The sequence below is a fragment of the Kosakonia sp. SOY2 genome, assembly GCF_027109175.1.
In the GTDB taxonomy this organism is placed as follows: Bacteria; Pseudomonadota; Gammaproteobacteria; order Enterobacterales; family Enterobacteriaceae; genus Kosakonia.
Map to the genome: position 1 here is coordinate 1542368 of NZ_JAPVXH010000001.1, position 12958 is coordinate 1555325.

Genomic DNA, 12958 nt, shown 5'->3' on the forward strand with positions numbered 1-12958 from the left:
TGCCCTCCGCGAGCGTTATTTATGCGCATGTGTACCTTCAGAGAGCGTAACGGGCTTGATTTGAATTACCTGCCCCTGTTCCCACGCATCCGCGCCCTGTGCCACCGGGTGCGCTGGCAGGTCTGCGCGCTGCTGCCTGATAGCCGGGGTGCTCACGCCAAAACGGCGATCGCGGTCAGCAAGCAGCGCCGGATCGAGTTGCCAATCTTGTGTAAATCCCATCATTAGCGCGGGCACGCCCAGCGGCAGCGTCTGATCACGTTCAGTGTGCCAGGTATGCCAGGTCTTGCCGTAGGTATTCACGATATTGCTCATCAAGGCTTTTTCGGCGACGGCCGGTAAACCCGGCGCAATAAGCGAGCCGGATTTCACTTCATAACGGTGGCTATGCCAGAGTTTTTTCTCCTCGGGCGGCAGCGTTTTGAAAAGTCGCTCACTGATGATGTATTCCACGCCCATCAGCCGTGCATTTGCGGTATTACCGTCATAAATCACCGCCTGCATGACATCGTTATTTAACACGGTGACATAATGATGGGCTTCCATTTGCCCTTGTCGATCGCCGTTATAAAAATGAAAGCCATCAAGGTAAGCACTTATTGCCTCAATCGGCGGGCGAGATTGTATTAGCGCTGCGCCTGTTTCGAGGGTTTTCATTTTTCCGGAAGTTTTCTCGCCAGGTATAGCCGTTTGCGGTTCGCTATTATTGGCGCCACAGCCAACAAGCATCAGGGGAATAATAAGATGTAAAGCCAGACGCATTGATCTTTTTCCTTAAAGTCAGGTGGAATAATCAGGGTAGCGTATGCTGCGTATTCGGCCAGTTATATTGTGATAATGTGCCGTTACGTCATTATTAGCGAAACGGTAAAAAAGAAAAAATGTCGTTCTCTACATAAGATTATCCACAACCCTTCCCCCACGCTGGCAAAAAATGCATTGCCGTAATCTCTTTCTTATTGAGCAAACGCAGCGAAATGCAGTCGCTACATAGCGTGCTTATTAGCCATTCCGTTTCGGTCGATTAAATTAACATTGCGCAGATAAATCATCAGAAAATTATTCCGGACGCCGGGATGGATATATTTCGTCAAAACGTTGGCGTTTAATTTCAAAGAGAGAATACACACCTGTGTTCCATACGCTTGCAGGTAGCGCCTGCTGTACCGTGGTGACGTGGTCACAAAAAATGCGCTACGCCCGGAAAAAAACCGTAACGGTAGTGGTGGAATTGCTAATGTTTAGGAGTGGGTAGCGCAGTTAAGCGATTTGCGTCAAGTTTTTACCATTTTATAGAAAGGTATTAACTATCAAATCTGTAGATTCATTCAAATACCTTTATCAGGAAGCAGTGTATATCGTAACGACAGAACACAAGCAAATGGAGCCCGATATGAGCACGTCAGACGATCAATCCCTCTCGTCATCCGTCGAGAAATGCCCCTTTCATAACAAAAGCAGCGAAAAAAGTGCAGGCCCGGTAACCAGTAACCGCGACTGGTGGCCGAACCAGTTACGCGTAGATTTGCTAAACCAACACTCCAACCGTTCTAACCCGCTGGGTGAAAATTTTAACTACCGCGAAGAGTTCAAAAAGCTCGATTATTCCGCGCTCAAAGCTGATATCCGCAATGTGCTGACCGATTCCCAGGAGTGGTGGCCAGCAGACTGGGGCAGTTATATCGGCCTGTTTATTCGCATGGCCTGGCACAGCGCCGGCACCTATCGCACCGTCGATGGTCGCGGGGGTTCAGGTCGTGGTCAGCAGCGCTTTGCACCGCTCAACTCGTGGCCGGATAACGTCAGCCTTGATAAAGCGCGTCGTCTGCTGTGGCCGGTAAAACAAAAATATGGTCAAAAAATCTCCTGGGGCGATCTGATTATTCTGGCGGGCAACGTGGCGCTGGAAAATGCCGGTTTCCGCACTTTTGGTTTTGGTGCCGGGCGTGAAGATGTCTGGGAACCGGATATGGATGTCGACTGGGGTAATGAAAAAGAGTGGCTAAGCCACCGCCACCCGGAAAGCCTGGCGCAGGCCGCGATTGGCGCAACCGAGATGGGGCTGATTTACGTTAACCCGGAAGGCCCGAACGCCAGCGGCGAGCCCGTTTCTGCAGCCTCTGCCATTCGCGCCACCTTCGGCAATATGGGCATGAACGATGAAGAGACCGTCGCGCTGATCGCCGGTGGTCATACGCTGGGCAAAACCCACGGTGCCGCCACGCCGGATAACCATGTCGGGCCAGAGCCGGAAGCCGCGCCGCTGGAAGCGCAGGGTCTGGGCTGGATGAGCAGCTACGGTAGCGGTGCAGGCCCAGATGCCATCACTTCCGGTCTGGAAGTGGCATGGACGCAAACACCCACCCAGTGGAGCAACTACTTTTTCGAAAACCTGTTCAAATATGAGTGGGTGCAAACCCGCAGCCCGGCGGGTGCTATCCAGTTTGAAGCGAAAGATGCCCCGGAAAATATCCCTGATCCGTTCGACCCGGCGAAAAAACGCAAGCCCACCATGCTGGTAACCGATTTGACGCTGCGTTTCGACCCGGAATTTGAAAAGATTTCGCGCCGTTTCCTCAACGATCCACAGGCGTTTAATGAAGCCTTTGCCCGCGCCTGGTTCAAACTGACCCACCGCGATATGGGGCCAAAATCACGCTACATCGGCCCGGAAGTGCCAAAAGAAGATCTGATTTGGCAGGATCCGCTGCCTGCGGCGGTTCATCAGCCGAACGGTGCTGATATCGCTAATCTGAAAGCGGCGATTGCCGAATCCGGCTTGTCGGTGAGCGAACTGATTTCAGTCGCCTGGGCGTCTGCCTCCACCTTCCGTGGCGGCGATAAACGCGGCGGCGCGAACGGCGCGCGTCTGGCGCTGGCACCGCAAAATGGCTGGGAAGTGAACGCTATCGCCACGAAAGCCCTGCCCGCGTTGCAAAGTATTCAGAAAACGCTGGCGAAAGCCTCGCTGGCGGATGTGATTGTGCTGGCGGGCGTGGTTGGCGTTGAAAAAGCAGCGGCAGCGGCCGGTGTGCAGGTTAATGTGCCGTTTACGCCGGGGCGTGTCGATGCGCGTCAGGATCAAACCGATGTGGACTCTTTCGCACTGATGGAGCCGCTGGCCGATGGCTTCCGCAACTATCGCCGCGTGTGGGATGGAATCAGCACCGAAACGTTGCTGATTGATAAAGCGCAGCAACTGACGCTCACCGCGCCGGAAATGACCGTGCTGGTTGGCGGCCTGCGCGTACTGGGTGCGAACTATGACGGCAGTAAGCACGGCGTCTTTACCGACCAGCCGGGCGTACTGAGCACCGATTTCTTCGTTAACCTGCTCGATATGCGCACCGCATGGAAAGCCACCGACGAGAAATCAGAGCTGTTTGAAGGCCGCGATCGCAAGAGCGGTGAGGTGAAATACACCGCCACGCGCGCCGACCTGGTGTTTGGCTCCAACTCGGTACTGCGCGCGCTGGCGGAAGTTTACGCCAGCGCCGACGGTAAACAGAAATTCGTCACCGACTTTGTTGCCGCCTGGACAAAAGTGATGAATCTCGATCGCTTCGATCTGCTCTAATCCCGCTCTTTATCCTCAAGCCTGCGATCTGTCGCAGGCTTTTTTATGCCGCGCGTTCAGGAATGCGCGCAATCACCTTAATTTCGAAATCAAAACCCGCCAGCCAGTTCACGCCCACGGCTGTCCAGTTGGGATACGGCGGCTGCGGGAAAAGCGCCTGTTTGACTTGCATAATGGTGGCGAACTGGTTTTCCGGGTCCGTATGAAAGGTGGTGACATCAATCAGATCATCAAAAGTACACCCCGCCGCCGCCAGCGTGGCCTGGAGATTGTCGAACGCAAGACGCACCTGTGCCGCGAAATCGGGCTCCGGGCTGCCATCGGCGCGGCTGCCAACCTGACCGGAAACAAACAGCAGATCGCCGGAGCGTATCGCGGCGGAGTAACCATGTTGTTCATACAACGCATGGCGATGAGCGGGAAAAACGGGTTCGCGTGGGATCATAGAGTTACCTTTTGTTGGTTGATTTGAGATACACTTCGTATATGAAGTTAATCCACATACACTGCGTATGTCAATTCACATACGCGATGTATTTCAAAGAGAGTCAACATGGCCGTAAAACGTCGCGCGCAAACCATGGAAGAGAATCGCGCCAAACTTATCGCCGCAGCACGCAAGGCGTTTGCCGAAAAAGGCTTTGCGGCGGCATCAATGGATGAACTGACCGCCAGCGTGGGCTTAACGCGCGGGGCGCTGTATCACAACTTTGGCGATAAACAGGGCTTACTTGCCGCCGTGGTGGCGCAGGTTGATGGCGAAATGGCGCAGCGCGCGAAGATGTGCGCGCAAGCCACCGATAATGCCTGGGATGCGCTGCTGGCTGAAGGTGTCGCCTATATCGAAATGGCGCTCGATGCGGAAATTCAGCGCATTGTGTTGCTTGATGGCCCGGCGTTTCTTGGCGATCCTTCGCGCTGGCCAAGCCAGAATGCCTGCCTGCAGGCCACCCGTATCGCCGTTGCTGACATGGTGGCAAACGGCGAGATGAAAGAGGTGGATGTGGAATCCGCCGCGCGTTTGCTCAACGGCGCGGCGTTGAATGCCGCGTTATGGGTCGCCGCCAGTGATAACCCGCAACAGACGTTACCCAAAGTTATTAACGCGTTTTGCTTGCTGGCCAACGGGCTGCGCGCAGAGAAAAAAAACCCGGCGTAATGCCGGGAATAATGGGTAGATAACGAGTTTTAGCGTGGCGGCAAAGTGCGCCGCCGCGAAATCAGGGTAACAACAAATGAAGCCGCAAGCCGGAGAAAACAGAGTCAGTGGCAGGGCTCGCGGCTATTAAAAGGGATAAATATAACGCAGAGATGACACGGCGTCGGTGGCGAATAATACGCCCGTCGCCTGCACTCCTGTGCCACTGGTGAAGCATGCTACCCGAGTGTGTTCAACCTGAAGCGGCTTCTTTCTCCAGCCTGAGCACAAAATGGTTATCGTGACGGGCAATCTTCGCCCCGCTGTTGCCGTAGTTTGCCGAGAGCATAAAAAACGTATCCGCATCGACATCAAAAGCCAGCTCAACTTCCTGGTGCTTACCTGAGCTAATCATTTGATATGCCTGCTTTAAATTATAAGCTTTTGCTATAGCCATGGATAAGTCTCCGCGCATGCTGTTGCTTACTGTAAATCTCGCCTTTACTTTATAGCCTGTTTTGCCGAACTAACCTGCAATTTTTCCACTGAAGATGCGAAAAACCCAGCTGTTATAAAGCAACGTTACGGGCACCAGTAGCGCAAACATCACCAACAGAAATCGCTGCGTGGCCGGTGGCGCGGCGGTTTGCGTAATGCTGAGAACAGGTGGCACTATCCAGGGAAAAAGCGTAAACACCAGCGCACAAAAAGCACAACTGACTATCACCTGCACCGCCGCCAGCGGTAGAAATATCCGCCGCAATATCAGCCCCAGCCATAACAACGCAACTGCCAGTGCAGCCACCAACGAGAGTGGTAACCACAGCCACGGGTTAAACAGATGCTGTCGCCAGGTTTCGTGCAACTGCGCGCTCCACACCAGCAACCCCGCCAGCAGCAACCCGGTGCCGATGGCGAGCCACGGCATCACCCGCCGCCCCCACGTTTCCAGCTCGCCGGTACAGCGCCAGATTATCCACCCTGCCCCCATCAGGCTATATCCGCAGACCAGCGCAAGGCCGCAATAGAATGGAAAAGGACGCAGCCACTCAAAACCGCTGCCGGTAAACTGGCGCCCATCGGTAGCAATTCCCTGCAACAGCGCGCCCACAATAATCCCTTGCGCCAGCGCCGCCAGTAGCGAACCAGCCACCAGCATCAGGTCAAACAGCCGTGGCGCATAGTGGCGGTACTCAATTGCCATGCCGCGCATCACCAGCGCCAACAACATCACAAACACCGGGATATAGAGCGCGCTGAGGATGATGCCGTACGCCAGCGGGAAAAGCCCCAGCAAGCCACCCGCCGTGAGCACCAGCCAGGTTTCGTTGCCATCCCAGACCGGCAGTAAAGAGAGGTTGATAATATGACGCGACTCCGGGCTGCGCTGAAAGGCGCACAGGATGCCGGTGCCCAAATCCGTGCCATCAAGCAGAACATAGATCAGCAAACTGAGCGCCAGCGCCGCGGCACAAAGCGCATCAAGCCAGGGCAAACCTAAAATATCCGGCATATCACGTCCCCTTCCCGGTGCGTTCGGCGACCTCAGGCATGGCACTCTTTTCATGCCTCGCCGGTAAGCGCGACATCAGTTTCAGCAAAAACCACAGCCCCAGCGCAAAAAGCGCGATATAAACCACCACGGTCACCAGCAACGAGCCCAGCACCAGTTCAGGTGAAACCGGCGCCACACTGTGCGAGGTGCGCAGCAAGCCGTAAACGGTCCAGGGCTGACGCCCCGCTTCCGTCACCAGCCAGCCTGCGAGCATGGCGATAAATCCGGCGGGTGCCAGTAGCACCATCACGCGTTGTAACCAGCGTGCCCGCCACAAACGCCCCCGCAGGCGCACCACCAGCCCGGCCATGCCCGCAGCCGCCATGACGATGCCAAGCCCGACCATCACGCGAAACGACCAGAACACCACCGGCACCCACGGCAACGCTTCCGCCGGGTACTGGTTGAGCGTGTGAATGCGCCCTTCAAGATTGTGCCGCAAGTAGAGCGAACCGATATCGGGAATGGCGACTTCGTATAAATTGCGGCGCTGTTGCATGTCCGGCAGCGCAAATAATCGCAGCGGCTCGCCTTCGCCCGGCGGCGGTGGATCCCACGCGCCTTCCATCGCCGCCAGTTTTATCGGCTGATGGTCGCGCGTGTTTTCGCCATGCAGATCGCCAAGCACGATCTGTACCGGTGCCATCACCACCAGCATCCACAGGCCCAGTGAGAACATCTGGCGCGCCGCCGGATGTCGCGCCTCGCGCAGCAGATGCCACGCCCCGCAGGCCGCCACCAGGCACGCCGTGCCCAACATTGCCGCCACCACCATATGTGCCATGCGCCAGGGAAATGACGGGTTGATAATCGCCGCCCACCAGTCGACCGGCACAAAGCGACCATCGGCCGCCACGGCGAAGCCATCCGGCGTTTGCATCCATGAGTTGGCCGCAAGGATCCAAAACGCGCTGAACAGCGAACCAAGCGCCACAATACAGGTCGCCATAAAATGCACCCACGGCCGGACTTTGCCCATGCCGAAAAGCACCACGCCCATAAACCCCGCTTCAAGAAAGAACGCGACCAGCACTTCCATATACATCATCGGGCCGAGCACTGCCCCCGCGCGGCTGGCAAGTCCGCTCCAGTTCGTCCCGAAAGCGAACTCCATCACCACGCCGGTGACCACGCCCACTGCCACGTTAAGGGCAAAAATTTTGCTCCAGTAGCGCCACAGCGACAGCCAGAGCCGCTGCTTGCGCCAGAGCCACATCGCCTCAAGGAACATCAAAAAATGCGCCAGACCAATGGAAAAAGCCGCCAGCACAATGTGAAAGCCGATGGTAAAAGCAAACTGGCCGCGCGCCAGCAACAGTGCGGTTTCCTCGTTCATTATGCGTCGCTGGGTTTACCGGTCCACGCGGAGATCGGCTTATCAACCGGTTGCTCCATGCGCCGCGCGAAGGCTTTCATCCCGGTAAGCAGGGGTTGCAGGGCATGCCACAGATCCTCGTCCTGCAGCATCTTCCACGCCCCTTGCAGACCCGGAGCGGTATGCTCACCCGCCCCGGCAGGCTGGCTTAGCGCATCGGCCATATCGCGCAGGCCAAAGGCCAGTTTGTACATTTTCTCCGGTGGAATGCTGGAGAGCGCGAGCAGCAGCACCGCGATATTCTGTATCGCATTGAGCGTGCCTTCGCGCTGTAAGCCGTTAACCAGCACCTGCGCGATCTCCTGATTGGCTCCTACCAAATCATTTGCCAGGCGCAGCACGCCATGCTGATGCAGCGACTCCAGCAGCCGCGCCAGTTCTTCATGGGCATCGGGGCCAATCTTTGCCGGTTCCGGCTGATAATCAATCGCTTTTGCCATCAGAATTTCTCCGGGTGGGGTTCGGTTGCTGGCGGTTCGCGGTAATCTTCGCGTCGCCATTTCTCTTCCACTGGCACCTTGTCAATCGGGGTACGTTTACCGTGGCGGAAATTGTGCTTCGGTAGCGGGTCGGGCAGCGGTGGGCGATCCAGCGTTTCAAGGCGCACGGCCAGCTCTTTATAGGCAGGTGTATTGACCGACGGATCGTGGTGTTCGCCAGTGAGTTGGTTAATGCCATCTTTACCCTGATGAATAGAGATAAACAGCACCTTCCCCTGAACGCGATCGGTCACCACCACCGGCACCTCAACTTCTCCGCGCCGGGAGATAAGTTTTACCCAGTCGCCTTCCTGCAAGCTGCGCGCGCTCGCCAGCTGCGGGCTGATTTCCACAAACCAGTCCGGTGAAAGACTGGTGGTGCGCCCGCCCTGCCCGCTCTGGTTGGTGGACTGGAAATGCTCCTGCATCCGGCCATTGTTGAGTAACAAATCATATTCGGCATCTGCCTCTTCAGCGGGCGGTTGCCAGCTCAGCGGATAAAGCGTGGCGCGCCCGTCGGGGGATTTAAAGCGTTCGGTATAAAGCAGCGGTGTGCTGCTGCCATCGGCGTTGACCGGCCAGATTTGCGATTTCCAGCCCTCAAGACGTGAATAGCTGACACCGGCAAAGCTTTCGGCAATGCCCGCTACTTCCGCCATGATCTCCTGCGGGTGTTGATAGCCCCAGTCATGGCCCATACGGGCCGCCAGTTGCGTGAGGATCCACCAGTCCGGGCGGCTGTCGCCGAGCGGCTCCATTACCGGGTAGAAGCGCTGAATTCGCCGCTCAGTGTTTACAAACGACCCCTCTTTTTCCACGCTCGGACAGCCAGGCAACACCACATCAGCAAACTGCGCCGTGCGGCTAAGAAACAGATCCTGCACCACCAGAAAATCGAGGTTGGTAAAACCCTGGTGCACATTTTCTGCGTCCGCGTCGGAAAAAGCGGTTTCCTCGCCAATGACGTACATGGCACGGATCACCTCCTTGCGCGCCAGTTCAACCATCATAAAGTTGTCCTGCCCGACGTTAAGCGACAGGCGCTCAGCCGGTACGCCCCAGGCCTTGGCCCATTTTTCGCGGATCTGTGGATCACTGACCGATTCATAGCCAGGGTAGAAATTTTTCAGGCAGCCAAAGTCGCTGGCGCCCTGCACATTGTTATGTCCGCGCATCGGGTAGCCGCCGGTGCCGGGTCGGCCATAGTTGCCGGTCACCAGTAACAGGTTGGATAACGCGGTGCTGGTGTCTGCGCCGTGGCTGTGCTGCGTGATGCCCATCGCCCACATAATGCAGACGCTACCCGCCTTGCCGATCAACTCTGCCGCTTCGCGCAGTGTCTCTTCCTGTATGCCGGTGATTTGCGCGGCGTAATCCAGCGTAAACGGGGTTAGCGACTGGCGATAGGCGTCAACCTGGTTGACACGTTCCGCGAGGAATGCCGCATCTTCATAACCGTGGTCAAACATATAACGCGCCATTGCCGATGCCCATACCAGATCGCTGCCGGGATGAATGCGTAAATGCAGGTCGGCGCGTTCCGCCATTTCGTGGCGTCTTGGGTCGACCACCAGCCATTTTTGCCCGCGGTGTTTTTTTGCCGCTTTCAGGCGTGAGGCGATCACCGGATGGTTCTCCGCCGTGTTGCTGCCGACGATAATCACCAGTTCGGCCTGTTGCAGATCGTCAATTGTCCCGGCATCGCCACCATAGCCCACCGTGCGAAACAGCCCTTCCGTGGCCGGGTTCTGGCAGTAGCGCGATGAGTTATCCACGCTGTTGGTGCCAATAATGGCGCGGGCAATTTTTTGCGTCAGATACGCTTCTTCGTTGCTGCCTTTACTGGAGCCGATAAAACCAATACTGTCCGGGCTGTACTGATCACGGGTCTGTAATAAGCGGCTGGCGACAAGGGTTAAGGCTTCCTCCCAGCTTGCCGGGCGAAAACGGTCATTTTCGCGGATCAGCGGCGTGGTCAGGCGCTGCGGGCTGTTAATGAAATCCCACGCGAATTTGCCCTTAACACAGGTGGAGATGCCATTTACCGGCGCATCAACCACCGGCTGCACTTTCAGAAGCTGGCGGTCGCGGGTCCACATTTCAAAGCTGCATCCGACGCCGCAATAGGTGCAGACGGTTTTGGTGCGTTTGATCTCCTGCTGGCGTAACGCGGTATCCATCACCGAAATACCGGAGATAATTTCGGCGCCGGTGGAATTCTCCAGCACTTTGATCACATCGATCAGCGGACGTTTGAGCGACTGGCGCATCGAGGTAAAGGGCCCGGCATCCGGCTGCATGCTTTTTTCCAGCAGCGCATTGCACGGGCAGACCGTCACACAATGCCCGCAACTAACACAGCTCGAACCGGCAATTTGATTCCCCCCGTCCCACAGCACGCGTGGATGCTCCATGGTGTAATCAATGCTCAGCGTTTCGTTGACTTCCACATTCTGACAGGCGTCCACGCAGCGCCCGCATAATATGCATTGATCCGGATCGTAGATGTAAAACGGGTTGGAGTGATCTTTAACGTAAGGCTTACGCGTATACGGGTAGCGCTGAATAGGAATGTGCATATCCACCATGGTGTTATGCAATGTACAGTCGCCAGTATTGTGTTCGCACACGGTACAATAAAGTTCATGTTTAGCCAGCAGACGATCCATGCCCTCTTCGCGCGCCGCCCGCGCCTGGCTGTCCAGCGAGTTAATCACCAGCCCGTCATGGCTTCGCAGCGTACAGCCGCGCACCAGCTTCCCCGCCTGTTCGACCCAGCACACATCACAGGTCTGTAACGGATCGAGCGCCGGGTGGTAGCAAACATGGGGTAGCGTGATATTACAGGTTTCAAGAAAATCGATCAGCGGGACATTTTCGGGGCCAACCAGCGCCCTACCGTCGTACAGGACGGTACATTTTTGCAGGCTCATCTTGCTTCCTCACCAAAAAACGCTGTACGCGCACTCCCCGGTTCGACAGCTCAGTGAACTGGCAAAAGTCGTTCCTGTTCAGGGTGACGTATCGGTTATGAAATTTAAAAGTAGTTGCCGCGTGAGCGGCGAGCCAAACGGCAAGATACATTCTGCATCCCTGTTTGAGACTTCTCTTAAAACCATAAGAAATCATGATGATTTACCAAAGCCAAATGTAAATTTATGTCAATAAATGCCATTTTCATGCCAGAAACCACATGAAAAAAGGTAGGTAATAACGAGAGGTAATATTCGTTTTCTATCTACTTTTTGCTAAGTGGCTTATTTTAAAGATACATCCTCAATGCCGCTTTGTTTAAATAACCAGCAGCTACACCTAAAGGAGTATTTTTTTGCATAGGAATTTTCACGTTTGACTATTTCACTACAGCGACTAACTTTAATCCCTGAACGCAGTGAACATGGTTTCGAATATTCATGTTCATATATTTAACAACGAAACAGGAGAAATATTATGGCTGAACATCGTGGCGGCTCAGGTAATTTCGCCGAAGATCGTGAAAAAGCGTCCGAAGCGGGCCGCAAAGGCGGTCAACACAGCGGTGGTAATTTCAAAAATGATCCACAGCGCGCTTCCGAAGCAGGTAAAAAAGGCGGCCAGAATAGCCACAGCGGCGGCCGTAAATCAGGGGATTAATTTCTGATTTAATTTTTTACCGCATCAATATATTTATTTTATTCCTGGCGAGCCGGCAACGGCTCGCTATTTTTAACCTGAAATTAAAGGTCTTTAATTATGCAGATTAATACGCTAAACGATTTATTTATCCACGGTTTGTCGGACATTTACAGCGCAGAAAAACAACTTGCCCGCGCGTTAGCCAAACTGGCACGCGAAGCCTCTACGCCCGAGCTGGTGCAAGCCTTCAAACAACACATGGAAGAGACGCAAGGCCAGATAGAGCGCATCGATCAGCTGCTTGAAGCCGAAAGCGGCCTGAAGTTAAAACGCATGAAGTGTCATGCGATGGAAGGTTTAGTAGAGGAAGCCGACGAGGTGATTGAAAGCACTGAAAAAGGCACTATTCGTGACGCCGCGTTAATTGCCGCTGCGCAAAAAGTTGAACATTATGAAATTGCCTCTTACGGTACGCTTTGCACCCTTGCCGATCAATTAGGCTATAAAAAAGCGAAAAATCTTCTGGCGCAAACGCTGGAAGAGGAAAAAACCACCGACAATTTGCTTACCAAAATTGCGACCAGCAAAATTAATTCCAAAGCGGAAGTAGAATAAATGTCATTGAGTTAATTCCACCTGAGGTAAACGTATGACACGCGAAGAGAATTATCACGACTGGCTACGTGACGCACATGGGATGGAAAAACAGGCAGAGTCGATGCTGGAGGCAATGGCTAAACGCATCGATAATTATCCTGTGTTGAAAAGCAAAATTGAAAGTCATTTAGCCGAAACCCGCGAACAAATAGTGTTACTTGAAGGGCTTATTGATCAATGCGGAATATCGCGATCGGTCCTCAAAGACACCATGGGTAAAATGGCGGCGATGGGTCAAGCCGTTGGCGGTGTCTTTAATTCCGACGAGGTGGTTAAAGGCGCAATAGGTGGCTATGTCTTTGAGCAATTTGAAATTGCGTGCTACACCTCATTGATTAGAACGGCTGAAGAATTGGGCGATGTTAACGGCGTGCAGGTGCTGCAAAAAATTGTGGCGCAAGAGATTGAAATGGCGGAGTGGATGCTCCAGCACGTGCCGGAAGTGACAACTCAATTCCTTGACCGCTCCAGCGCGCCCGGCGTTGAAGCGAAAAAATAACCTGCGTTTATTGTTAATGGAGAGACGACGATGCTGCCAAAGCTGAAACGCGTAAGGAATGTG

At 54.7% G+C, this 12958-nt stretch carries 12 protein-coding genes; 5 read left to right on the plus strand and 7 right to left on the minus strand.

All coding sequences use genetic code 11. The annotated features are described in order from the left end of the window. Window positions 1-15 precede the first annotated feature (15 nt). Entirely contained in the window at window positions 16-762 is a 747-nt protein-coding gene (locus tag O3S68_RS07300) for an OBAP family protein (RefSeq protein WP_269231149.1), read from the minus strand. 631 nt (window positions 763-1393) lie between these two features. Here O3S68_RS07300 and katG point away from each other — a divergent pair. Beyond that, complete coding sequence (gene katG / locus O3S68_RS07305) at window positions 1394-3577, plus strand: catalase/peroxidase HPI (protein ID WP_269231150.1); 2184 nt, start codon at window positions 1394-1396, stop codon at window positions 3575-3577. Window positions 3578-3620: 43 nt separating this feature from the next. Here katG and O3S68_RS07310 read toward each other — a convergent pair whose 3' ends face one another. After that, window positions 3621-4022, minus strand: coding sequence for a RidA family protein (locus tag O3S68_RS07310; RefSeq protein WP_016495719.1), 402 nt, complete (start codon window positions 4020-4022; stop codon window positions 3621-3623). Between the two features lie 108 nt (window positions 4023-4130). Between O3S68_RS07310 and O3S68_RS07315 the strand changes: the two genes are divergently transcribed. After that, a complete protein-coding gene (locus O3S68_RS07315; protein WP_269231151.1) occupies window positions 4131-4736 on the plus strand; it encodes a TetR/AcrR family transcriptional regulator in 606 nt (201 codons plus the stop codon). Window positions 4737-4968: 232 nt separating this feature from the next. On the opposite strand, the gene O3S68_RS07320 is transcribed toward O3S68_RS07315, so the two are convergent. The 5 genes from O3S68_RS07320 to fdhF form a co-directional block, all read right to left on the minus strand. After that, window positions 4969-5130: a hypothetical protein gene (locus O3S68_RS07320; protein ID WP_016495717.1), complete on the minus strand. Its 162-nt coding sequence runs from the start codon at window positions 5128-5130 to the stop codon at window positions 4969-4971. A gap of 111 nt (window positions 5131-5241) precedes the next feature. Then, entirely contained in the window at window positions 5242-6228 is a 987-nt protein-coding gene (locus O3S68_RS07325; RefSeq protein ID WP_269231152.1) for a cytochrome d ubiquinol oxidase subunit II, read from the minus strand. Window position 6229: 1 nt separating this feature from the next. Then, complete coding sequence (locus O3S68_RS07330) at window positions 6230-7606, minus strand: cytochrome ubiquinol oxidase subunit I (RefSeq protein ID WP_269231153.1); 1377 nt, start codon at window positions 7604-7606, stop codon at window positions 6230-6232. Further along, window positions 7606-8085 (minus strand): DUF1641 domain-containing protein, encoded by a 480-nt coding sequence (locus O3S68_RS07335; protein WP_097405823.1) that lies wholly within the window; start codon window positions 8083-8085, stop codon window positions 7606-7608. The genes O3S68_RS07330 and O3S68_RS07335 overlap by 1 nt, the downstream gene beginning before the upstream one ends. Then, window positions 8085-11057 carry a formate dehydrogenase subunit alpha gene (gene fdhF, locus O3S68_RS07340; RefSeq protein WP_269231154.1) on the minus strand — a complete coding sequence of 991 codons (2973 nt, stop codon included), beginning with the start codon at window positions 11055-11057 and terminating at the stop codon, window positions 8085-8087. The genes O3S68_RS07335 and fdhF overlap by 1 nt, the downstream gene beginning before the upstream one ends. A 517-nt stretch (window positions 11058-11574) precedes the next feature. Here fdhF and O3S68_RS07345 point away from each other — a divergent pair. The 3 genes from O3S68_RS07345 (at window position 11575) to O3S68_RS07355 (ending at window position 12895) form a co-directional block, all read left to right on the plus strand. Then, window positions 11575-11757: a general stress protein gene (locus O3S68_RS07345; RefSeq protein WP_016495712.1), complete on the plus strand. Its 183-nt coding sequence runs from the start codon at window positions 11575-11577 to the stop codon at window positions 11755-11757. Between the two features lie 99 nt (window positions 11758-11856). Further along, window positions 11857-12354, plus strand: coding sequence for a YciE/YciF ferroxidase family protein (locus O3S68_RS07350; RefSeq protein WP_045509684.1), 498 nt, complete (start codon window positions 11857-11859; stop codon window positions 12352-12354). Window positions 12355-12388: 34 nt separating this feature from the next. Further along, window positions 12389-12895 carry a ferritin-like domain-containing protein gene (locus O3S68_RS07355; RefSeq protein WP_016495710.1) on the plus strand — a complete coding sequence of 169 codons (507 nt, stop codon included), beginning with the start codon at window positions 12389-12391 and terminating at the stop codon, window positions 12893-12895. The last annotated feature ends 63 nt before the right edge of the window (window positions 12896-12958 follow it).

Excerpts from the sequence above, each read along its gene's own strand:
- O3S68_RS07300 (WP_269231149.1), bottom strand. The coding sequence starts at position 762 with ATGCGTCTGGCTTTACATCTTATTATTCCCCTGATGCTTGTTGGCTGT.
- katG (WP_269231150.1), top strand. The coding sequence starts at position 1,394 with ATGAGCACGTCAGACGATCAATCCCTCTCGTCATCCGTCGAGAAATGC.
- O3S68_RS07310 (WP_016495719.1), bottom strand. The coding sequence starts at position 4,022 with ATGATCCCACGCGAACCCGTTTTTCCCGCTCATCGCCATGCGTTGTAT.
- O3S68_RS07315 (WP_269231151.1), top strand. The coding sequence starts at position 4,131 with ATGGCCGTAAAACGTCGCGCGCAAACCATGGAAGAGAATCGCGCCAAA.
- O3S68_RS07320 (WP_016495717.1), bottom strand. The coding sequence starts at position 5,130 with ATGATTAGCTCAGGTAAGCACCAGGAAGTTGAGCTGGCTTTTGATGTC.
- O3S68_RS07325 (WP_269231152.1), bottom strand. The coding sequence starts at position 6,228 with ATGCCGGATATTTTAGGTTTGCCCTGGCTTGATGCGCTTTGTGCCGCG.
- O3S68_RS07330 (WP_269231153.1), bottom strand. The coding sequence starts at position 7,606 with ATGAACGAGGAAACCGCACTGTTGCTGGCGCGCGGCCAGTTTGCTTTT.
- O3S68_RS07335 (WP_097405823.1), bottom strand. The coding sequence starts at position 8,085 with ATGGCAAAAGCGATTGATTATCAGCCGGAACCGGCAAAGATTGGCCCC.
- fdhF (WP_269231154.1), bottom strand. The coding sequence starts at position 11,057 with ATGAGCCTGCAAAAATGTACCGTCCTGTACGACGGTAGGGCGCTGGTT.
- O3S68_RS07345 (WP_016495712.1), top strand. The coding sequence starts at position 11,575 with ATGGCTGAACATCGTGGCGGCTCAGGTAATTTCGCCGAAGATCGTGAA.
- O3S68_RS07350 (WP_045509684.1), top strand. The coding sequence starts at position 11,857 with ATGCAGATTAATACGCTAAACGATTTATTTATCCACGGTTTGTCGGAC.
- O3S68_RS07355 (WP_016495710.1), top strand. The coding sequence starts at position 12,389 with ATGACACGCGAAGAGAATTATCACGACTGGCTACGTGACGCACATGGG.